General features: G+C 68.4%; 19 protein-coding genes. 5 read left to right on the forward strand and 14 right to left on the reverse strand.

Annotation, left to right across the window (positions count from 1 at the left end):
- Positions 1-14: 14 nt before the first annotated feature.
- Positions 15-482 carry a hypothetical protein gene (locus tag ACWD3O_RS09700; RefSeq protein ID WP_451415470.1) on the forward strand — a complete coding sequence of 156 codons (468 nt, stop codon included), beginning with the start codon at positions 15-17 and terminating at the stop codon, positions 480-482.
- A 67-nt stretch (positions 483-549) separates the two neighbouring features.
- Here ACWD3O_RS09700 and ACWD3O_RS09705 read toward each other — a convergent pair whose 3' ends face one another.
- The 12 genes from ACWD3O_RS09705 to ACWD3O_RS09760 all read right to left on the reverse strand — a co-directional run bounded on the left by ACWD3O_RS09705 (position 550) and on the right by ACWD3O_RS09760 (position 9832).
- Complete coding sequence (locus tag ACWD3O_RS09705) at positions 550-1872, reverse strand: hypothetical protein (RefSeq protein WP_451415471.1); 1323 nt, start codon at positions 1870-1872, stop codon at positions 550-552.
- A 298-nt stretch (positions 1873-2170) separates the two neighbouring features.
- Entirely contained in the window at positions 2171-2548 is a 378-nt protein-coding gene (locus ACWD3O_RS09710; protein ID WP_425823872.1) for a hypothetical protein, read from the reverse strand.
- Between the two features lie 21 nt (positions 2549-2569).
- Positions 2570-2878, reverse strand: a complete 309-nt coding sequence (locus tag ACWD3O_RS09715) for a hypothetical protein (RefSeq protein ID WP_451415472.1) — start codon at positions 2876-2878, stop codon at positions 2570-2572.
- A 36-nt stretch (positions 2879-2914) separates the two neighbouring features.
- Positions 2915-5095, reverse strand: a complete 2181-nt coding sequence (locus ACWD3O_RS09720; RefSeq protein WP_451415473.1) for a hypothetical protein — start codon at positions 5093-5095, stop codon at positions 2915-2917.
- Between the two features lie 160 nt (positions 5096-5255).
- Positions 5256-5753, reverse strand: a complete 498-nt coding sequence (locus ACWD3O_RS09725; protein WP_388983219.1) for a hypothetical protein — start codon at positions 5751-5753, stop codon at positions 5256-5258.
- 5 nt (positions 5754-5758) lie between these two features.
- On the reverse strand, positions 5759-6238 hold the full coding sequence (locus tag ACWD3O_RS09730) for a hypothetical protein (protein ID WP_451415474.1): 480 nt from the start codon (positions 6236-6238) through the stop codon (positions 5759-5761).
- The gene (locus ACWD3O_RS09735; protein WP_451415475.1) at positions 6235-6417 is read right to left on the reverse strand and encodes a hypothetical protein; all 183 of its coding nucleotides are present in this window, start codon (positions 6415-6417) and stop codon (positions 6235-6237) included. Before ACWD3O_RS09735 ends, ACWD3O_RS09730 begins: the two co-directional genes overlap by 4 nt.
- A 214-nt stretch (positions 6418-6631) precedes the next feature.
- Positions 6632-8524: a hypothetical protein gene (locus ACWD3O_RS09740; protein ID WP_451415476.1), complete on the reverse strand. Its 1893-nt coding sequence runs from the start codon at positions 8522-8524 to the stop codon at positions 6632-6634.
- Positions 8525-8559: 35 nt separating this feature from the next.
- Complete coding sequence (locus ACWD3O_RS09745; RefSeq protein ID WP_451415477.1) at positions 8560-8901, reverse strand: hypothetical protein; 342 nt, start codon at positions 8899-8901, stop codon at positions 8560-8562.
- A 53-nt stretch (positions 8902-8954) separates the two neighbouring features.
- Positions 8955-9116 (reverse strand): hypothetical protein, encoded by a 162-nt coding sequence (locus tag ACWD3O_RS09750; RefSeq protein WP_376620840.1) that lies wholly within the window; start codon positions 9114-9116, stop codon positions 8955-8957.
- A gap of 297 nt (positions 9117-9413) precedes the next feature.
- The gene (locus ACWD3O_RS09755) at positions 9414-9647 is read right to left on the reverse strand and encodes a hypothetical protein (RefSeq protein ID WP_451415478.1); all 234 of its coding nucleotides are present in this window, start codon (positions 9645-9647) and stop codon (positions 9414-9416) included.
- Complete coding sequence (locus ACWD3O_RS09760; protein ID WP_451415479.1) at positions 9647-9832, reverse strand: hypothetical protein; 186 nt, start codon at positions 9830-9832, stop codon at positions 9647-9649. The genes ACWD3O_RS09755 and ACWD3O_RS09760 overlap by 1 nt, the downstream gene beginning before the upstream one ends.
- A gap of 367 nt (positions 9833-10199) precedes the next feature.
- Here ACWD3O_RS09760 and ACWD3O_RS09765 point away from each other — a divergent pair, with 367 nt between their 5' ends.
- Positions 10200-10610, forward strand: a complete 411-nt coding sequence (locus tag ACWD3O_RS09765) for a hypothetical protein (RefSeq protein ID WP_451415480.1) — start codon at positions 10200-10202, stop codon at positions 10608-10610.
- 188 nt (positions 10611-10798) lie between these two features.
- Positions 10799-13324: a DEAD/DEAH box helicase gene (locus tag ACWD3O_RS09770; protein ID WP_451415481.1), complete on the forward strand. Its 2526-nt coding sequence runs from the start codon at positions 10799-10801 to the stop codon at positions 13322-13324.
- Between the two features lie 107 nt (positions 13325-13431).
- Here ACWD3O_RS09770 and ACWD3O_RS09775 read toward each other — a convergent pair whose 3' ends face one another.
- Both ACWD3O_RS09775 and ACWD3O_RS09780 read right to left on the reverse strand, forming a co-directional pair.
- On the reverse strand, positions 13432-13605 hold the full coding sequence (locus ACWD3O_RS09775) for a hypothetical protein (RefSeq protein ID WP_451415482.1): 174 nt from the start codon (positions 13603-13605) through the stop codon (positions 13432-13434).
- 159 nt (positions 13606-13764) lie between these two features.
- Positions 13765-17316 (reverse strand): hypothetical protein, encoded by a 3552-nt coding sequence (locus ACWD3O_RS09780; protein ID WP_451415483.1) that lies wholly within the window; start codon positions 17314-17316, stop codon positions 13765-13767.
- A 1030-nt stretch (positions 17317-18346) separates the two neighbouring features.
- On the opposite strand from ACWD3O_RS09780, the gene ACWD3O_RS09785 reads away from it, so the two are divergent.
- Entirely contained in the window at positions 18347-19414 is a 1068-nt protein-coding gene (locus tag ACWD3O_RS09785) for a bifunctional DNA primase/polymerase (RefSeq protein ID WP_451415484.1), read from the forward strand.
- Positions 19411-20979: a DNA primase family protein gene (locus ACWD3O_RS09790; protein ID WP_332758481.1), complete on the forward strand. Its 1569-nt coding sequence runs from the start codon at positions 19411-19413 to the stop codon at positions 20977-20979. Before ACWD3O_RS09785 ends, ACWD3O_RS09790 begins: the two co-directional genes overlap by 4 nt.
- The last annotated feature ends 26 nt before the right edge of the window (positions 20980-21005 follow it).

The raw sequence follows: 21005 nt of genomic DNA on the forward strand, positions 1-21005 counted from the left end.
AAAGAGGGACCCGTATGGCTACGCATGTCACCGAGCCGCTTGACCAGGAGGAGCGGGTAAGCCGGTGGGAGCTGGAACCGCACGTGCCCATCGACCTGTCGCCGACCCGGGTCTTCCTCTTTCTGCTCAAGGTGGGGCTCGTCTACGGAGCGGCCTGCTGGGCGTGGGAGTACGCCCGACGCAGTGGGCTCGCCGAGACGATTCACCAGCCTGTGGTCGCGTACCTGCGGTCGAACAGCGCGGGGCTGCCGATGACGGCCGGTGACCTCGTCGACTGGTGGGTGGGCTTGGGCGCCGGGGCCTTTCTCACGAGCGCTGTCCTGCGGTCATGGCCCGCGCGTCTGCTCTGGTGCTGCTGGGGTGTCTGGTCGACAGCGATGGTCTCGGCCGGCACTCCGCAGGATGCCCGCTCGGTGGCCGTTGGTGTGGCCACGCTGGTCTGGGCGGCCGTCTCCGTCATCGCGCTGCGCGGCCGCGGCTAGGACACCGCTCCCTTCGAGTGCGGGACGTGGGCGCCCAAGTCCCGCACCATCTCGGGGCCGTGAGTCGCTACAGTCGCTGAGCATCTCCCGGCCCGGGGGCCGGCCCTCCACCGGGCCGGGGCTCGCCCATCAGCCATGCGTAGGCAGCTTCTACCGCGTTCGCGGAGTGCGCGAACCGGTCGCCGGACTGGAAGTGACGGTCGGCCAGTGCCTCCCAGCCTCCGGCGTGCTCGGCTGCGGTCTGGAAGGCGCGGGCGACACTGCCGGCGACTTCGACGTACACGTCGGCCTGGGGCGTGACCCACTGGTCGACGATGGTCATCACCTCCTGCATCGCCTGCTTGTCGAGGCGCCGGTCCTTGTCCGCCAGGTCCACGCCCAGGCCCCAGATGAGGCTGCGCATGGCCTGGGTCTCCCAGGTGTCATCGCCTCCGGCGTACAGACGGCTGCTCTGGCGCCGCTCGGACCGTTCGTACTCCTGGTCAGCGTGCCGTCGGGCGAGGCGGTAGAGCGCAACCAGCAGAGAAGCCGTTGCCCTGGGACCTGCTGCGGCGAGCGCGTCGCGCAGTCGCTCGAGGTCCTCCTGCGGGACGGGCACGACGGTGCGCAGCGGCCCCCGTTCGGCATCCAGGGCGGCAAGGCTCTTCGGTTCTCCTCCGCCGCTCTGCAGGAGGGTGTTGGTGTACCGGGCGGGTCCGACCGCGAACCAGCCGACGTCCTGCCTGTCGACGACTCGGAACGGATACTCCTCCATCTCGTCCAGTTCAGCGTCGAGAGGATGAAGCTCGGTCAGGCTGGGATGGGCTTCAGTGGTCAGCGCGTCGGGCTTCCCCTGCTGTACGGCCACGATCTGCTGACCCGTCTCTGGGGGCAGGGCCTGGACGGAGACGTGCCGCTCGGTGATCCATGGGTGCTCGTTCACGAGGGCGGTCAGGATCGCGGTGCTGGCGTCTCGGAGGAAGGCGTGCAGGGTCTGGGCGCTCCAGCGTCGGCGGGCGGAGACCCGCACCAGGAGCATCGCCGGCTTGTGGCCGGTCAGCGGAGGCATGCCCGTTTCGCGCGTCGGCCGCGGGCCGTACACCTCGGCCCTGGCTCGGTACCAGCCTTCGTGGGAGATCAGGTAGTCGCAGGCGTCAGCGATCAGTTGCGCCGCGTCAAGGCCGCCTTGGCCGCGCGGCAACATGGCCACCACCATCAGCGGAGCCGTGAACAGCTCCCCGCTGTCCGCCTGCCCCAGCGGGTCGGGTGCCATCGGAACACCGGCGGGGGGCCGCCGGCCGGCGTCGGGCACGGTCCACTGCTCCAGCGCGGCCGCGGCCTCGCCGTACGTACGCCCCGATGCCGCCATCACCGCGCGGACTTTCAGTTTGCGGGTGCGGTCCTTCGTCATGCTCAGCTCCATGCCGCGGCGCTTCCCACGCATACACCGCACTGGAGTTCTGTGCAGGACGGCTTCGACCAGGAGCACGCGATTCCTCGAACCTTGCTCCGCTTTCGGAGGCCGGGCGTGGGCCGCGTCTCCTGGGAGCTCCGGCGTACGTGCACGCCGCTCCGGGAGGCTACCGCACGGCTGGCTACGGAGAGCGGCCAGAACGACGAAAGGGCGCCCTTTTGCAGAGGGCGCCCTTGACGCGGGGTACACCGCCGGAAGCGCGGGATCGCCGTCGCGGGCGGTCTGTGCAGCCCGGTCAGCTGAGGAGCAGGAGGAACCCGGTGATCACCGACACTCCGCCGAGAAGGAGGGCCAGGGGCGATGCGGTCACGGCGCCGTACCCCGCCGCGCCGAGGCCGCACAGTGTGGCGATCACGGCGATGGTGACGGTAAGGGGGCCGGTGCCGGCTTTCAAGCGCCGGATCTCGGTTGCCATCCCGTCGGTCTCGTCGCGGTACAGCCGGTAAGCCTCGCTGTCCTTGTCGTAGGAACGGACCATCTCGGATCGGCGTTCGATCTCATGGCGCAGTGCGGAGATCCGCCGTTGTCGCCAGCCGGCCAGCCTCAGCAGCGCTAAGCCGACAAGGGCTGTCAGAGCGATGGCGGCTTGCCCGGCGTCGTGCATCGATTCCAAGTGGTCCCCCAAGTGGACGGTTCAGCGCAGTACTTGCGCGTGCGTTCGTGCGCGTTGTAGGTGCCCGGTGAGTTCCCGAGCTGTGGTGGTCGCCTGTGAAAGAGCTCCCGTGGCGGTGTCCGCGCGCGGCCCTGCGTGTGTGTGCAGGGCCGCGCCGAGAAGCTCGGTGACGGCAGGCAGCGCAGCGGCGATCCGCCCGAGCTCATGTGCGCTGGTCACCGCGAGGCGGGTGTGCTGCCATCCGGCCGTTCCGCTGTTCAACTCGCGGACCAGACGCTCGAGAGCGTCCGCGGACTGGCGCAGATGGATGGTGGGGTTGTGGGTTGTCATACCGGCATCCTGCCGATCCCGGTGCTTGCGTGGTGGTCACTGGCTGGATCTCTTGATCTCCTCCTGGATGTCCTGGAATCGGTATGCGGTGGGCTTGCTCGGGCGGTCGGTGAGTCGCACGGTCGGAATCGTGAGCGCTGCCTTCTTCAGCTCGGCCTGCAGGGTGCGTCCCACCATGGCCAGCCGGTCGGTCCGGTCGTCCCAGCGTCCCCATGTGGCGACGTCGGCGGCCCGCAGGTGGCCGTGGAGTTCGTCGACGGTCATCTGCGCAGGCCATCCCTCGCTTTCGAAGGCGTCCAGCAGGAGCTGGGCGATGCGGGGGACGGGTCTGCGGGTCGCGTCGCCTGTGGTGACGGCGTCCAGAGAGGGCAGCCCGACGTTGAGGCGCTCCTTGGCCCGCAGGAGTGCCGTGCCGGCGTCGAGGTGGGGGCAGTAGCGGAGGATCGGCGCCCGGTGCCTTGGGGTCAGGCAGTAGAAGCGTCCCGCGTCGGCGATGTCCCACTCCCCCGGGCTGGGCACCAGGAGGTGCGGCAGCCAGCCTGCGGAGATCGCGCTCCTGTCTCCGACGACGATCGGCACGTCGTCCATGCGGCAGGGCAGCATCACGCGGATCCCGAAGGAGTCGGCGACGGCGTCACCCATGATGTCGCTGGTCGCGTCCTGGGTGCAGATCACCAGGGTGATCCTGGCCTTCCGGCCGATCCTGATGAGGGCGAGGGCGTGCTCCTTGGCCTTCTTCGACAGCTTGGAGTACTCGTCGAGGAACGCGATTAGGGCGGGCTCTTCGTCGGTGACGACCCAGTTGTCCTCGCCTTCGTCGAGGGCGGCGATGCGGTTCTCGGCGTAGCGGACCAGGTCGGCCAGCGCGGCCTCGATCTCCTCTTCGATGTAGGCGGTCCGGTCGGCCAGGCCCCGTAGAGGTCCGAGTCCGCGGCCGGTCGGGTCGAGGTCCCAGACCACGGCGTCGGAGCAGGCGGTGGCGTATTCGGCGAGGGTGCGGACCATCGCTGACTTGCCGCCGCCGGACTTGGCCACGATGAGGATGTGCTGGCCGGCGAGGATGACGTCCGTGGGCTCGCCGTCGATGCTGATGCCGATGGAGACGGGCTTGAGGATCGAGCACGACAACGGGTTCCGCAGCGGGAAGGCCGGCGGGTTGGCGAACGGGTCTTCGGTGAGGACCCGGACCATCACCTCTGCGCTGTCGTTGGGGTTGTATCCCCCCTGGGCCATGGTGCGGCCCTGCCCGACGCGCATCGCGACATCGAGTTTCGGCAGCAGGCGGACAATGTCCGCCGGAGTACCGGAGTTGAGAACGGCGATGGCCTGCCAGCCGTAGGCGAGGCGTGAGGCATCCGTGACCTGTGCGATATCGGCATCGACGGAAAGAGCACGGAAAAGGCATTCCTCGACCTGTTCGGCATTCTCGGCCTGCCGGATCGGGAACGGCTTCCCGTCGTCCCCTGCAACAGGTTCTTCCGCGGGTTCGATTTCCTCGGGCAGTTCGGCGTAGGGAAATGTCAGGTGTGGAAGCGCGGGGGCCAGCGTCGTGCGCACTCGTCCCTGTACCCACAGGACGGTGGCGGTGGCCGCCGCCAGAACGAGATCCGTGACCACGACCGGGCCGGTGAACAGCGTGAGCCCGAGACCGTCCACCACAGTGAGGCCCACAGCCGTGGCGTGGAAGCGGCGGGCGCGCCGTCGGCGTATCTGCCCGCGTCCCACGGTGACGGCTACGGGCGTCGGCATGGCGGGCTCGAACTCCACCATCTCGACTTTCGCCTGGAACTTGGCCCACTTCTCGATCGCGTTCGCGGTGGCCGGTGTGGGCCCAGGGCCGCGGCCTTGCAGCATCAGCTGCATCTGGCGCTTGTTGTGCGCTTCCAGGCGGCTGATCTGGGCCCTGGCGAGGCCGGTCTTCTTGCGTTGGGCCGTCTGCCACAGGCGGTACTGGGTGTTGAGGAGGTCACGGGCGACGTGCGCGTCGGTGAGGTCCTCGGCGGTTCGCCAGCGTCTGAGCTCACCGGCCGTGTGGCGGGCACCGGTGGCGAGCACGTTGGCCTCGCGGGTGGCCAGTCGCCGAGCCAGGTGCAGCAGCATGCGGACGTACGGAGTGGTGTCCTGGTCCTCGTCGTCCTGGGAGGCGCCCGGGCCGGGGTCGTTGTCTTCGAGGAGTTCGGCGTCGACGATCTCGTTTTCGTCAGCGGGGCGGGTCATCGTGGGTTTCTGCCGTTCTCGGTGGTTCAGGTGGGGGTGTGCCTGCGGCCTGTCTGACCCGTTTCAGCAGGTCAGAGCCTGTTCTGAGGCCTGTCTGGCACCTGGCCGGGGCAGGTGCCAGACAGGCCGATTCCAGGCCGCAGACAGGTCATTGGACGGCTCAGGCCGAGTTGAGGAGGAGGTCTCCGACCGTGTTGCCGCTGGTGGTGATCAGGCCGATGGCGCTACCGATCAGACCGCCTCCGAGTCCGAGGAACACGCCGGTGAGTGCACCTCGGACGAGGGAGCCGGTGACGTCTGCACGGCCTGACTTGATCAGTCCGGCGTAGAAGCAGACGAGGACCAAGCCCGTGACCACACCGCCGAGGCCGACCTTCTCAGCGCCGGTGGCGGCCGGCTTCTGGCCGGTGACGTCGATCTCGGCTGCTCCCGCCAGGACGTACGCTCCGACCCCGTCACCGAGGGCAGCTGCGGCTCCTCCCATGGCGCCGAGGATTCCGCCGCCGAGGAACAGCAGGACGCCGATGGTCAGGCCGAGGAAGTAGTGAATCTTGGGGGTGGGGTCGCCGCCCTTCCACCGGCCCACCTGGTAGGCCAGCAGGGCGATGCCGATGATGACGGTGCCGGTCCCGCCGAGTGCTGCTCCGGTGGTGTTCATGCTGGTCAGACTCCGAATAGGTAATGAAGGGCGGGACGGTGGTAGCCGATGACGAGGGCGATGAGGAGGAACCAGAGGGTGCTGGTGACGGCTACGCGTAGCAGGTAGCCGAGACCTGGTGTCCTCCATGCGAGCCGGACGAGCCCGCCCAGGGGGGTCTTCGCGAGGATCAGGCCGATGACCAGGGCGGGAAGGGCTCGGCCGAGGAGGTACCAGGGGTCGTCGGCCATTGCGGTGGTGACGCCGGCGATGAGCAAGGCGGGGACGTTGAGTGGTAGCCGCATCCACTGGAGGTTCAGCGGGATGTGGGTCTTCCAGCCCCATGCGGTGGCTCGCTGCCGGACGGCGATTTCGGTGGCGGTGCGAGCTTCGGTGTAGACGTCGGCCAGCTCGTCGCGCGTCTCGTCGTAGGCACGCATCACTCCGTCACCGACGGAGCCCCAGTCGATCCCCCGCTCGTCTTCCGGCGCGTTTTTGCTGCTCACAGGCGCACCCCGCAGGCGATCAGCCGCTGGCGGATGCGCTCTTCGTTGGGGTCCCAGACGCCGAGGTCGGGAACGACCGTCAGGTGGCGCTGCTGGGGAAGAGCGCTGAGCGGGGAGGGACGGGAGGGGGTGGGTTCCGAACGGCGAGGCGCTCGAGGCAGTGGGATACGGATGGACATGGGCGCGTGCCTCCAAGCGGTAAGGAGGGAGCGGGCCCGGGATACCTGTTGGCACAACTGGGCCCGCTGGCGGCGGCGGGTAGCAGGGTGCCCGGGGCCCGGGCGAGCGCCAGGGCGTGCCGTGGGAAGCGACGCGGGGCGCTGGATGAGGTGGCGGCCGAGGCGGCTCACCTCATCCGTGAATCGTACATACGTTCGGCAAGCCGGGCGCGGACTACTCCCCTTCGGCCGGTTCAGGGTCGGGGAGCCGGCCGGTCTCCTGGAGCAGTTCCTTGGCCCGCTTCCAGGAGCAGTTGACGGCGTTGGCTACGTAGTTCGGACTGAGGGTGGGCTGGTCGGGGTCGAGCGCCTCCACCGCCGCGATCAGCTCCTCGCGGGTGCGTCGGCCCCCCGACTTGCCTTTGACGGCGTCGGGTGTCGGCCCCGATCGGGAAGCCTGCTCGGCGTCTTCCGTCGGGGCCGACGCGGGCGCAGTCGGGTTGCCGATCTGGTTGCCCGACGTGGCGTCGGGGGTGACCGGCACGTCGATGCGGGCCGATCGGGTGCCGTCACTTGCGGCGTTGATCGGGTAGCGGACCGAGCTGGTCGGCCGACGCGGTTCCAGCGGATCGGGATTGCCAGCGGGCTGCGTCGGGGGCGACGGCTTCTCTACCCGATCGGTTTCATTTCCGCTGGTGAGAACGCTGATCGGGGTCTGATCGGGGTGCCCGATCGGTACCTCGTCGGGGGTGGCGTTCGGGTCGGGGCGGGCGTGGTCGGGTTCGGGCGTCGGGGCCGACCCAGCGAAGTCGGGCGGCAGCGTCGGCCCGATCATCGGGGCAGCGTCGGGGTCGGGCGTCGGCCCGATCATCGGGGTGAGATCGGAGTCGGGTTCGGGCGTCGGGGCCGATGCAGCGAAGTCGGGCGGCAGCGTCGCCCCGATCGTCGGGGCAGGGTCGGGTTCAGGCGTCGGCCCGATCATCGGGGTGGGATCGGGTCGGCCCGATGATCGGGTTCGGGCGTCGGCCCCGATGATCGGGGCGGCCGGTCGGGGTTCCGAGTCGGGGTTCCGAGTCGGGGGCAGGGAATCGTCGTCGGGGTGGAGGCCCGTCGGGGTGCCCGATCGGGGGCGTGCGGTCGCGAGGTGGAGAGGCACCGCGGCTTCGCCCTCGATGAGCGCCTCCGTGAGCGCGTGCAGTCCGACGTGATCCCCGAGGCTCATTCCGTCCGGCGGCTGGATCGCCCCGTACCGGACGGCAGTGATGAGGGTGGTGCGGGCACGCCACTCGGACCAGCGGGTGGAAGGGCCACGGCGTCGGCGCGGGTTGCGGCGGTTGGTCCGGCTTCCGGTGACACTGCCGTGCCGCCGGCGCTTGGCGTTGGCGATGTGACGGGCGACCTTGGCGAGGCGGAAGTCGCGGTCCAGGGCGCCGAGGTCGGCGGTGTGCGGAGCGGCCAGTCCGAGGCGCACGAGGAGCCGCCGCAGCGTGATGAGCGAGTGAACCTTCTCGACGCCGGTCGCACGCCGTTCCGGGGCAAGGCCTCGTTCCCAGAGGAAGCCCGCGATGACGGGTGCTGCCAGACGTGCCAGCACTGCCACGAAGACTTCGCCCGCGCTCAGGCCGTTGTGGTCGGCGACGGCCACTTCGATCGAGGCAAGGATCGCGGAGACGGTGACCGCGACCCACATGGCGATCCCGTCGGCTCCGGAGGGTTCGCTGGCCAGGATGTTCGCCCGGGCCCGGATCCCGGAGATGATGATGGTGCCCTCGACCATTCCGACAGCGATGAGTGCGCCGAGGTTGACCCAGTCGGTCGGAACTCCGGCGAGTTTCACGCTGTTCTGGGCGATCGGCCACATTCCAAGGAGCGCGGCGAAAGTGGCGATGCTGGCGAAGATATAGGTGCCGATATCGGCTACTCGCCTCGCCCGGTGAACGCGAAGAGTCCTTTCTCGCTCTTCGCGTTTTTTGCGCTGGTCCTCGCTTTCGTCAAGAGGGCCAGGGGTGCTGGTCTTGTCGCGGGTGAGGACTTTGGAGATGCCGATGACCGCACCGAGTCCGAGGATGACGACCGCCACGAGAACCACGGGGGACGTGGCGAGGCTGGTCAGGTTGATGCCGGACACCGGCGTGCTCCTTTACTGGTGTGCGTGGGATGTGCTCATGGGGCCGAAGCGGTGTCCGCCGCCGGGTCGGGGATCCAGGGGTGGGTCGCCCGGTTCGGGCAGGGGCCCCAGTGCTGGCGGTGGTTGTCGAGGTCGCCGTGGTCTTCGGTGCAGTGGGAGTTCGTGCACGGCACGGCGACCACTCCGCGCCCTTCACAGTCAGGGCAGTTGGTGGCGAGGGCGGCGCGGTACATCTCCATGCGCAGCCGGCCGACCGAGGCCCATGCCGTCGCCTCCGGGAAGTGGCCGTTCGTGATGGAGTCGAGGGCGAGGGAGTGTGCTCGGCGAGCGAGGTCGAGCAGGCGGTCTGGAGTGTGTTCGCCGCCATGGGTGGTCATCGGTGTTCATCTCCTTGGGGCGGGGCCTTGAAGGCCCCGCCCCTTGTCGGGTGTCAGGTGCGCTTGCCTCGCCTGCTGGGCTCGTCGAGCTTGCGCAGGATGCCAATACGGCTGGCGGCCTTGGAGGCTTCGCTGCGGACGGCAGCGGTTCGGGTGGGGGTGATGTTGGCGGAGGACCGTCGGGGGCCCGGGTTGAAGTACCGGTCCCAATCCATCAGCCGCGCCTCCATCCACGGAGCCCGCGGCGGCCGGGGTCCGGCTCGCGGCGCCCGGTCTCCCGGCCGCGCTCGGAGGCTTCCCAGCGGGCTGCCGCGTCGGAGGCTGCCCTTGCGTTCCTCGGTGCCCGGCCGCGGAAGGTTCTGCCGCCGGAGGATCCGTGTCGGCCGGGGTCGGAGAAGCTGAAGTTCAGCGGTGCCATCACGCGCCCCTTCCGGTGAGGCGGGCGGTCTGCCGTTCCGCTGCTTCGGCGGCCTGGCGCGCCTCGTCAGCGCGTTGCTTCTGCTCGGCGTACGTCATCGGCGGTCACCGCCCTTCACGCGGAAGGCGCAGGTCTCGCCGAGGACGCAGGTTGCGCAGACCTTGGCGGCCGCCGTCTTGTCGGCGGGGTTCGGAGAGCCGTTCCCGCCGAGCCGCTCGAACAAGTCGACGCTGCTGGCGCAGGCCGCGCGGTCTGCGTCGGAACGCAGAACCGAGCGGGCGTTGCCAAGGGGTCGACGGTTCAGAACCGCGACCTGGTTGGTAGCCATCAGACTCCCCTGAGGCCCAGGCCGAGACCGGCTCGGTCCATCCGGCGGTCGGCCTCGGCCCGGCGGATCTCGGCGGCACGGCGGCGCTCGGCAGGGGTGAGGAGCCTGGGCTTCTCGTCGTCGGGGTGGGCCGGGTGTTCGAAGGCGGCGTACCGGTCGCCTTCGGTGGCCGTAGAGTGCTGCATGTTCCGTGCTCCTCGCTGACTGAGGTGTGCGGACGGTCCCCGGGGTCTGCTCCCGGGGGGTGGAGGGCCCTTCGTCCAGCGCTGCAATCGCTGGGTGCGGAGGGCCCTTTGTGTGCCCTGAGCGGGCGCAGCTCCCGCACATCCGTGGTGGCATGCGCGGGACTGAATCCGTTCAGTTCAGCGGCCCGCCGATGAGCGGGCCGTTCGTATGCGCTCTGTGCAGTTCTGAAGCAACGTGGCTCTGAGGCCCGGCAGTTGATCTCTGCCGTCATGGAACGTAGCGCAGAAACTAACGACGTCGCAACACGACGTCGTTAGTTTCTAACGTTGTCGTGAGATTTGCAGGGTGACGCGATACGCTGCGACGATGCGCGCCATGACAATGGAGCCGCCGACGATGCCCACCTACGAGCGGGAGCTCGCCGTCGGCCGCCTACGCGGAGAGTGGGGAGACGTTCTGGCGCTGTCCTGCAACGACACCCTCACCGGCCCCAGACCTCAGCTCGTCTCCCGCCACAACAGGCCCGCCGCGGTGATCGTTTCGACCGGCTGGTATGGACAAGCGCGCAACGCTCTGGGCACCGCGCCAGAGGTCCAGCTCTTCAGCTCGGACAACGCGCGGACCGAGCTGACGCGCATCCTCACGGACGTGGCAGAGCACGGCCATCACATCGTGATCAAGGTGGACCGGTACGAGGTCGTTGCTTTCGTGCCCGTCTCCTGGCATCAGCTCGCCGTACAAGCGCTCGCCAACACGAGCAACGCCTCCGAGGGCTAGCACGCCGGCTGCCGCTTGGTCCCGCGCCCCCAGGCGGAGAGCGCCGGCGGACAGCACCTTCCGGGGGCGGCCCTCGTCAGTCCGGGTCCGCCTCCTCGAAAACGCCGCGACTGGCCGGCGGCGCGGTGGAAGATGTCCGGTGGCAGCAGCCACTTCCCAGGCTGCGCCGCGTGGAGGGGGAACGGACCATGCCACTGGACCTGAGCCGCGTAGGAACCGGGCGCAGCGAACCGCTGCTGCGGCCCCGGGACATCTACGCCGCACTGCCTCGCCGGCCGTGGCCTTACCTGCGGCATGAGCAGGGCGAGGTACTGGAGAGGTGGTTCGGGCGACGCGAACGCCGCGATGTGGTGATCAAGCAGAACACCGGCGGCGGGAAGACGGCGGTCGGGCTGCTGATCGCGCGCAGCACCCTCAACGAGGGAGTGGGAGCCGCGGTCTACCTCGCGCCGGACCGCTATCTCGCCGCGCAGGTCCGGGCAGAGGCCGAGTCGATGGGGCTGGCCGTCACCGACCGCGTCGACGACCTGGCCTTCCGGGCCGGGCAGTCCATCTTGGTGACCACCTTCCAGAAGCTGGTCAACGGGCAGTCCGTGTTCGGCGTGGTCGGTGACAGCCGGGAGAAGCTGGACGTCGGCATCGTTATCGTGGACGACGCGCACGCCGCACTCACCACGACGGAGGCGCAGTTCCGGCTCACCGTGCCCGCCGGCCATGCCGCGTACGAGGCGCTGAGTGCTCTGTTCGCCTCCGAGCTCCAGGCGCAGTCACCCAAGGGCTGGGCGGACATCCGGGCGCACGACCACACCGCCTCGGTGCCCGTGCCGTTCTGGTCGTGGATCAGCCAGCAGCAAAGGATCATGGACATCCTCCACCCGCACGCCGGGGAGGAGGGCTTCAAGTTCACCTGGCCCCTGATCGCGGATGTGCTGCACCTGTGCTCGGCAACCGTGACCAGCCAGGAGATCCAGGTCAGTCCCCCGTGTCCGCCGATCGCGATGATCCCCGCGTTCGCAGGAGCGCGCCGGCGCGTCTACCTCACGGCCACGCTCGCGGACGACAGCGTGCTCGTCACCGACCTCGACGCCGGACCGAAGGACGTGCAGCAGCCGGTGACGCCGGGCAGCGCGGCGGACCTCGGCGACCGGATGATCCTCGCGCCCATCGCCCTCAACCCTCAGCTCGACGAGGAAGCCGTCCGCCAGCTGGCCCGGCAGTTCGCCGACGGTGACCGGGACGGCGACGGCACGGCCGAAGCGCAGCCGGTCAACGTGGTGGTCCTGGTCCCCAGCACCCGGGCGGCTGCGCCGTGGCGGTCGTACGCGGACGTGGTCGTACACGCCGGAGAGCTGCCGAGCACCGTGCGCGCTCTCAAGGACGGGCGGGTCGGACTCGTCGTCATGGTGAACAAGTACGACGGCGTCGACCTCCCACGGGAGGCCTGCGAACTGCTGATCCTCGACGGCGTACCGCGGCCGATGGACCCGACCGAACGCCGGGAGGCCGCGCTCCTGTCGGGCAGCCCCACCCTGCTGGCCCGGCAGATCCAGCGCATCGAGCAAGGCATGGGACGAGGCGTACGCGACAGCGAGGACCACTGCGCTGTACTGCTCCTGGGCAGCCAACTCGCCGTCGCTCTGCACGACCCGAAGCAGCGGGCCCTGTTCTCACCGGCGACCCGCGCCCAGATCGACCTGAGCAGCAGCCTCGCCGAGCAGCTCACCGGCAAAGGGCTGGACGGAATCCGGGAAGCGATCGGCCTGTGCCTGAGCCGGGACCCGCAGTGGCGGGCACTGAGCCGTGAAGCACTCGCTGCCGTCCACTACGCCCCCACCGGAACCGTCCGGGACGAAGCCATCGGCGTACGAGAGGCATTCAACCTCGCGGCGACCGGCCGCTACATCGACGCGAGCGACCGGCTGCAGAAGGCCATCGGCCTGGTCAGCGAGAGCGCGGTACGAGGCTGGCTGATCGAACAGCGTGCCGCGTACCTCCACCACGTCGAACCTGCGGCCGCGCAGAAGCTGCTCTCCAAGGCCCTGGACGACAACCCGTTCGTCCTCCGCCCCGTCGGCGGAGTCACCCCCGCCCAGCTCCGCCCCGCGGCTGTTCAGGCGGAGGCAGCGGCAGCGTTCCTGTCCGAGACGTACGCCGACGGCACCGCGTTGCTCCTGGGCGTGCAGGCGCTGCTTGAGGAAGTGGTGTGGGGAGACCCGGAGCGTTCTGACGATGCCGAGCGCGCGTGGGAAGCCCTGGGGCGCCATCTGGGGTTCGCCAGCTCCCGCCCGGAGAAGATGTACGACACCGGGCCGGACAACCTGTGGGTACTCGGCGGCGGCCGGCACGCGGTGATCGAGCTGAAGACGGGCTGTGTCGCCGAGACGATCGACAAGCACGACCTGGACCAGCTTGGTGGCAGCGTCCGCTGGGACAAGCAGGCGTACCCCGAGGTCACCCAGCAGCTCCCCGTGATCGTCCATCCCAGTCGCACGCCGCACTTCCAGGCGATCACTGTCGAAGGGATGCGGGTCGTCACCCTGGAGCGGTGGGAAGCGTTGACCACCGCGGTGCGCAGCTGTGCAGAGGCGCTCACGCACGGCCAGCACCGTTGGGGCAATCCGCAAGCTGTCGCCGAGCAGTTGGCCCACCACAAGCTGACCGCTGGGGCCCTGTTCTCGACGTTCGCCCAGGCGCCTGGCGCCGCAACTTCCTGAGAGCTCGCCAGATCGCGCACTTGCCGCGCGGCCGCGGGCGGCCGCGCGGCGGCGGACACGAGGGGTTTCGGGGCTCCTGGACCCCACGCCGGGCACGTCGGCGGTTCTCACCTGCTGGGGCCGGGGTTCCACCCGATGTCCGGCTCCGTGGCGCTGCCCAGTACCGCGGCGAGGTGGCCGATGCTGGTGAACGCGACCCCCGGGTCTGCGGTGAAGGCGGCCGGGTCGATGTTGCGGGTGACGAAGATCGGGACGACCTTCCACTCCTGCGGAGTGTCCACTCCGCAAACCCGCGCTGCCGCCTCTGTATGGGCGGAGAGGACCTGGGCTGTAGGGTCTCGCCGCTCGTGTCGGACGTAGGTCTCGTGACCTGCGGGTCCGTCCGATGTCTCACGTCATGTCGGACAGTCGGCGTCTCAGCCCCGTGTCGGAAATCGCAGTCACCGACGAGCGGCTGCGACGGCGCACCCCGCTGAACTGCGGTGTCTCGCGGCCGATGTCGGATCCGACTTCCATCCGACATCGGCCGTGAGATTCCGACACGAAATTTGAGACCCTACATGGGCCTTCGCCAGGAGCTTCTTGCGGTAGCGGACGAACCGGTCGAGATGCTGGGCGACGCTGTGGCTGCTGATCGCCCTGTGAGGGTTCTTGGCCTCGACCACCCAGAGCCGTCCCCGGGTCGGATCGGCGACGAGCAGGTCGATCTCACCCGGCAGTCCGGGGATGCCGGCGCGCGCTGCCGGTCCGACGTCGAAGCGGGGCCGATGCGGCAGGCCGGCACCGCCTGCCGCATCGGCCAGGTCCGTCTCGAGCTGGTTGTTCTGCTGCTGGCGGTAACGGTCCAGAAGGTCGGCTACCTTCGGCGGTGTGTCGGGCCGGGGCAGTCGGCTGTCGCTGAGGGAAGCGGCGTAGAGCTGCTGGGCGGTGTGGACGAGCCAGGGCGCGATCAGGATGCCGTCGGCGTGAGCGATCAGAGGGTGGGTCGTGGGCCGGATCCGGCGTTCGACCTCGGCGTAGGCATGTGCGTGCGTCGCGGTGGCGTTGCCACTGTGGAGGAGGAGCTGGTCGACGGCGGCCAGGATTTGGCCTTCTGGCAGCTGGGACCAGGCGGCGGCCTCGCGGGTGATGTCCTCCCTGCTGGTCGCGGCAATGCCGTCAGCCTCGACGGGCCAGTCAGAGGCGGTGGCGAGGACGGCGGCCAGGGCGTCGAGCCCGCAGCCCCACTGTGCGGTCAGCTCCCGGTCGGCGCGGGCGAGGGTGCTGCCGGCCGGCGGATTGAGACTGGTGAACTCGGTTGGGGTGCGAAGGGCACGCCGCGCCGCGAACAGCTCCTGAGCGGTGATGGGTTGCAGGTCGGAGGACCGGGCGCGGGCGAGCCAAGCCTGTTCCTGAGCCTGGCGGAAGGCGAGCGTGTCGAAGCCGAGATGTCCAGCCTCGGTGGCCTCAGCCGGCCTCGTGGCAGCGGTGGTGGGGATCTCGAAGGTGAAGACGCCTGTGGTGTCGACGGTGAGCTTCGCGGAGTGCAGTTTCCGGCTTGCTGGGACGGCCACCAGCGCGGTGCGCAGGAGAATCTCGGTGAAGGCGACGAGATCAGAGACGGCGATGAGGTCGGCAGCCTGATCGCCTGCGGGCGGTGTGGCGAGGGCCTGTTGAAGGAGGGCCTGGAGGACGGTGGTGAGTGCGGCGCCATCGGTCTCCCGGCGGCGGGCCTCCTCTTCCCAGGTGCTCCCCTCAGCGCGGACGATTCCGGGAATGGCCTCCTGCTGGCCGCGGCTCCGTGCGGAGAGAGCAGCGTTGAGGTGTCGGGTCAGGGTCGGGACCAAGGCCGGACGGTAGACACGGAGATGTCCGTCGAGTACGCCCTCCAGGGCATGCAACAGCTGCTCGGCCGGGCCTCCCCGACGCAACGCTTCGGCCCCGGTGAACGTGCCTGCCGGTACACCTGCGTCCCGCACGGCTTCAGCGGCCAGGCGCAGTGCCCGAGCTCGAACATGCGGTGTGCTCGGCAGGCAGTGGGCCGGCGCGGCAGGTGGAGCGAACGGGTCATTGCCGTACCAGGTGATCACCGGGACGGCTGCGTCCCAGGCGGTACTGAACGCGTCGGCTGCCAGACCACTGCCGGCGCCGTGGAAGGTGCGGATCCGGCTGATGGTCTGGTGCAGGATCCGGCCGAGGATGTGGTGACCGTCCTCGGTGAACCGCGCCAGAAGAGCAGGATCGAGCACCAGGTCGATCCGAGTGGCCTGTTCGTCCACACCCACTTTCACGGCCAGCGCGTCGGCGGGGACGTCCATGGCGCTGCTCGCAGGCGGATCGTGAGGGGCGACGGTCTCGGTGAGGTGCAAGATGACGGGCCGGCGTCCCGGCAAGGTGAAGTGGCGCGTGAGGTCGAGATGGCCGGCGAGGGTGCCGCGGATTCCGTCGGCGAGGCCGGTGAACGCCGCCTCGTCAAGCAGCGCACCTGGCTCGGGGCTGATGGTGGTAACGATGACCAGCGGCGGGTGACTGCTGACGCTGACTCGCACCCTTCGCTCCGGAAGGTTCTGTGCCAGGTCGGCCCATCGCCCCTCACCCTGCTGCGCCGCCGTGAGACGGCAGCGGTCCCAGTCGACGGCCGGTGGCAGCCCGGCCGAGTCCAGCAGTATGTCCGTCGATGCCCACAGCGCAGCGCGCCCCCACGACACGTCCCGGCCATACGGCTCCACCAGGACCACACCCTCTTGCGGCGGGCCGGGAGGCAGGAGGGTCGCCTGGGCGTGCCAGGCGCTCCAGGCGTCCAGCACGTCGTAGTAGGCGACGGCGTCCGCCCCGGGGTGCTGGGTGAGCTCCAGGACCCACAACGCGACCATGGCCAGGTCGCCGCCGGCCGCGGCGAAGATCTCGGTGAGCTCCTCCACATGCACGTAGACCGTGTCGGTGACCACCTCCCGACCGAGGAAACGTGGCCCTGCGTAGACGACAAGCCGGCCCGCCCCTGATGGGGTCCTCAAGAGCTCGGCGCGTGCCTTCTCCACGAGGGCGGCCAGATCGTCGGCGAGGGTGGCGACGACGGCGATCTCCAGTCGGTGCGACGGCGAGCTGATCCGGCACACCTCGTCGGGCTGGGCGGGTGCCTCCCGAAGACCGAGGAGTCGTGCGACGCGTGTGACGGCGCGAAGGCGCAGGTTCGACTGGGCATCGTCCGGTATCGGGTGTCCCTGCAACAGATCGCCTGCTGCCGCGGCCGCGGCCTCCAGGGCAGTCGATGCAGGCACAGGTTCTGTGCGGCCGTCGATGCTCCTCACAAGCAGAGTCGGGCCGAGCAGAGGAAGACCCGGTGCGTATGTGAGAGGCAGCTCGGTGATGTCGCGGGTCAGGTAGGCGAGCGCGGCCGCTGTCCGGTCCGGTTCCCCCGAGAAGTTGGCTCCGGTCACATGGTCGGTCCCGATCTCGCCCGCAGCGGTCACCTCGGCGGATGTGACCTCGCACGTGATCTGTTCGGGTGCCGGTTCCACGGCGGTGGTTGGAGGCCACGTCGGCGAGAGGTGCCTGACGGTGTGGTCGGTGTGTCGCAGCGCGAGTTCCAGGACGTCCCGGATGCCGAATCCGCGCACCGCGACCAGGTGCTCATCCGCGGCATCGGCGGTGTCACGGAGTGCCCGCAGAACCATAAGTGGATGGTCGAGTTCACCAGGGTGAATCAGGTAGGACCTCTCCCAGAGGGTGAACCGCACCGCATCCGCCGGGTCGTTGGGCATCCGGCCGGTGGTGATGCCGCGTGTAGGGTCCGCTCGCAGGGCGGCATGCAGAACTCCGGGGAGGTCTCCGGCGCCCGCCTGATGCCCTTCCGCAGCGGGGCTGGCCAGGGCGCGACTCCAAGCGAACAGCAGATGATCATGTACTCGGGCGCATCCCGGCGAGTCCAACGCCGCACGCAGCATCGTCAGCACCGAGTCACGGGAGTACTCCCCCAGCTTCTGGTCCAGAAGCTCTGCGTCCTCGTGCAGCATCGATCATCCTTCTGTCCATGAGAGTTCGGCCTCAGCCTGCCAGGCGCCCCCGCCCCGTGCGGGACTCTCTCTGCACATCACTCCCGCGCATACGGCCGAGGCAGCTAGGCAGACTTACCACGGGCGGGCGGGCGGGCGGCAGACGGCTCCAACTTCGTCCACCAGCTTGATCTGTGCAGGGGCTCAAACGAGCCTGGGGGGCGGGGACGGCCCCCTGGGCCCCTGTATGAGCCCGTCTGACCCTATGCAAAAGAGCAGGTCAGAGCGTTTTCACCACCCTGACAGTGGCTGAAGGGGCTGAACTTCCAGGTTATGAAGGAACTTGCGGGCGGGCGTATGCGCGCCCGCGTGGAAGTACCGAAGGATCTGGTGTACGGAGATAGATACGCCCGCGGGCGCGCATACACACATGCGCGCCCGCGCGTACGAGAGATGCTCCGGAGCCTGATAACTGGGAAGTTCAGCCCCTTCAGCCACTGCTAGAGGAGCTAGAGGCGGTTTGACCTGCACAAATGCCAAGTTGCTCAGGGGCTGCGCTTAGACCCTGAGGGGCCAAAGGTCAGCCCCTGCCTTACACAGAGGGCGCTGGTTGCTCGCGGACGGACTCTTCAAGGGCGCCAAACAGCTTCATGGAACGAGCTTTCAGTCACTCGCTGCACACCGCAGCGCCCAGCCGCCTGCGCCCGCAGGCGCATGCCGGAAGTCGAGCCCCTATGGACCCTCGCAAAGCAGCAAATAGACGGCAAAAGGTGCATTGCAGGCGGTAACTTCGATCCAAGACTTGCCGGTTGGGTTCAGGCGCCTCACAGCTCCCGGTACCGACAGGGGCGGAAGGGGCTGAACATGAGGCATTGCGCAAACTTCTAGCGCGCCCGTCCCAAAGTGCGGCCCACGCTGCGCTAGGCTCGCAGCAGCAGACGTGAGACTTCAGCCCCTATAGCCCCTATCCGCTCCATCGAAGCAGCCCTGACCTGCGTATTCACCGATGACTCGTGCAATGCATACAGACCCTCAGCAAGGATCAGCAAGAATGCCCTGCCTTCCAGAATCTTCTGTGGCACCACCAGGGCCATCTCTGGTGGACACTGCGATCTGGTGCGCACAGAGGGGCTGGCCAGTGCATCCATTGGTCCCTGGACGCAAGATCCCGGCTGCCAACTGTTCCCATTGCCGCGAGAAGCAAGACCACGAACCCGCGCACTGTCCGTGCCTCCAAGCCGGCCGGTGGTGTCACGGCTTCCACGCTGCCACCACCGACCTCGACCGCATCCGAGCATGGTGGGGCACCCAGCCTCGCTTCGGAGTAGCAGTGTCGTGCGGCCCGGCAAACGTAGTAGTCCTCGACGTGGACGCGCACGCAAGCAAGCAAGCACAACGTGACCGACTTCTCCCAGGTATCCCCATTCATCCGTCAATCGACCTGACTGGCCTGGAGAACGGGTTCCACACGCTCGCGCTGCTGGCTGCTTACCGTCGACAGCCGAATCCCTGCCATGACGACACAACTCTCCGGGTGGAAACGGCTTCTGGAGGCATGCATATCTGGTACTCGCTGCCGAAAGACCTGAGGTTGAGGTCCTCCCGGGGAGCGGACGCTACGACGGCCTTGGCCTGGCAGGTAGACGTGCGCGCGGATAAGGGTTACGTCGTAGCACCCTTCACATGTACGTCGAAGGGCACCTACAGGCCGTTGGGCACAGTTCGGGACCCAGCACCGCTCCCTGAGTGGCTGGCGGAAGAGCTGATTCGGACCGGTCACGGTATAGCCTCCTCGCCAGCGCCCTCGAGCCAGACGGTTCGCCCCCTGATTCGTCGGACCGGAGGGCCCGTTGACGGGCTCAGAAGGCTGCTTGAGGACATCGAAGCTTGTGCTGTAGCAGACGAGGGGACCGGTTTCTCCGGCAAGCTCAACAAGGCCGCTTTCACCGCCGGAGGTCTAGTAGCGGCCGGCCGCCTCTCAAGAACCGAAGCAGTCGATCGCCTGACGTACGCCGCGGAAGCAGCTCGACCTAATCAGCGGGTCAAGATCGCCCGGATCATCAGCGACGGACTCACGGCGGGGGCCCTGCGCCCGCTTCATCTCGAAGGACGCTCATGAGTACCCCCAGCGACCGCTCTCAGGCTGGCTTCGACCCAGAAGCCGTCGCTCAGCAGATGCTCGACCTCGACACACCGGTTGTCGGAGCCGACCGGCCTAACTTGCCGGTGCAGAAAGCGAGCCTCGAAGTCAGCGAGCCCACCAGTCCTCCTCCGAGCCGTCGGTCGGCAGGGATGCTTCCGCACGATCTCACTGACCGAGCAAATGCGGAACTGTTCGCCTCCATGTACAGCGGAAAGTTCCGTTATGTGGACGGTAACGGCTGGTATGTCTGGGACGCTGGGCGATGGAAGCTGCGCGGCGGCGAGGGTGCTGCAATCTGGGCCGCTGGAGACATGGCTGCTCAGATGCCCACCGTCGATCCGACTGGCGTGTTCTCCCAGCAGGATGTGGTACGCCACCGCCGCTACTCCTCATCGACCAGCGGCATGAAGGCAATGCTGCACCAAGCGAAGGCATCACCTGCCCTGTCACTGGACGCCACCCAGCTTGACGGCGATCCGTACACGCTGTGCACACCGTCCGGCGTGGTCGACCTCAAGACAGGCGAGGTCCGGGCAGCCGATCCGTTCCGAGACTTCAACTCTCGCTGCACCCGGGTAGCCCCCCTCGCGCAGATGGACACCCCGCGCTTCTTCGCCTTCCTCGCCGACACTTTCGGTGACGATGCTGACGGCAAGGAGATGATCGAGTACCTCCACATTCTGCTTGGGTACTCGATCACTGGCGATGTTGGCGCACAGGTCCTGCCCTTCTGTCACGGCGACGGCGCCAACGGCAAGAGTGTGCTCCTCGACCTGGTCGTGCAGATCCTCGGTGATTACGCACACGCGGCACCCCCTGGCTTCCTCATGGACCGTGGCGGGTACAACGAGCACTCGACGGAGCTGACCGAGCTGTACGGTCGCCGCCTCGTGGTGTGTAGCGAGTTGAAGGCCACGGACAAGTTCAACGAAGTACGCATGAAGCAGCTCACCGGTGGTGAGCCGGTCACTGCACGCCGCATGAGGCAGGACTACTTCACCTTCGCGCCGACCCATCACCTCTGGCTCCTGGGCAACCACTATCCCGAGGTTGCTACAGGCGGTCACGCCTTCTGGCGTCGACTCCGACTGATTCCTTTCGAGCGCAAGGTCCCCGACGAGAAGAAGATCGACAACCTGGCTCGGATCCTGGTTGAAGAGGAAGGACCGGGGATCCTTGCGTGGCTCATCGAGGGAGCACGCCGCTTCCTCGCGACTCGAGCCCCCGGAGCCGATCGAGACAATCTTGACGGTCCCGAGAGAGTCCGTACGGCGACGGCAGGCTATGCGGCCACCGAGGACCACATCGGCCGATTCCTCGGCGAGGCCACGGAGAAGCACCCGAGCGCGAAGGTGCTGCAGTCTCAGCTCTACAAGCTCTACAAGCTCTGGTGCCAAGGGGAGGAGGAGAAGCCGGCCACTGGTCGTGCTTTCGCCGAACGAGTCCGGAAGGAACTCGGGCTGAAGTCCGCAGAGGAGATGATCAAGTCGAACGGTGTCCGGTTCTACCCGGGCCTGGCGCTGCGGACTGAGGACGAGTAGTCACGGAACTTTGTGGGGAAATGTAC

Source organism: Streptomyces sp. NPDC002640 (genome assembly GCF_053592575.1).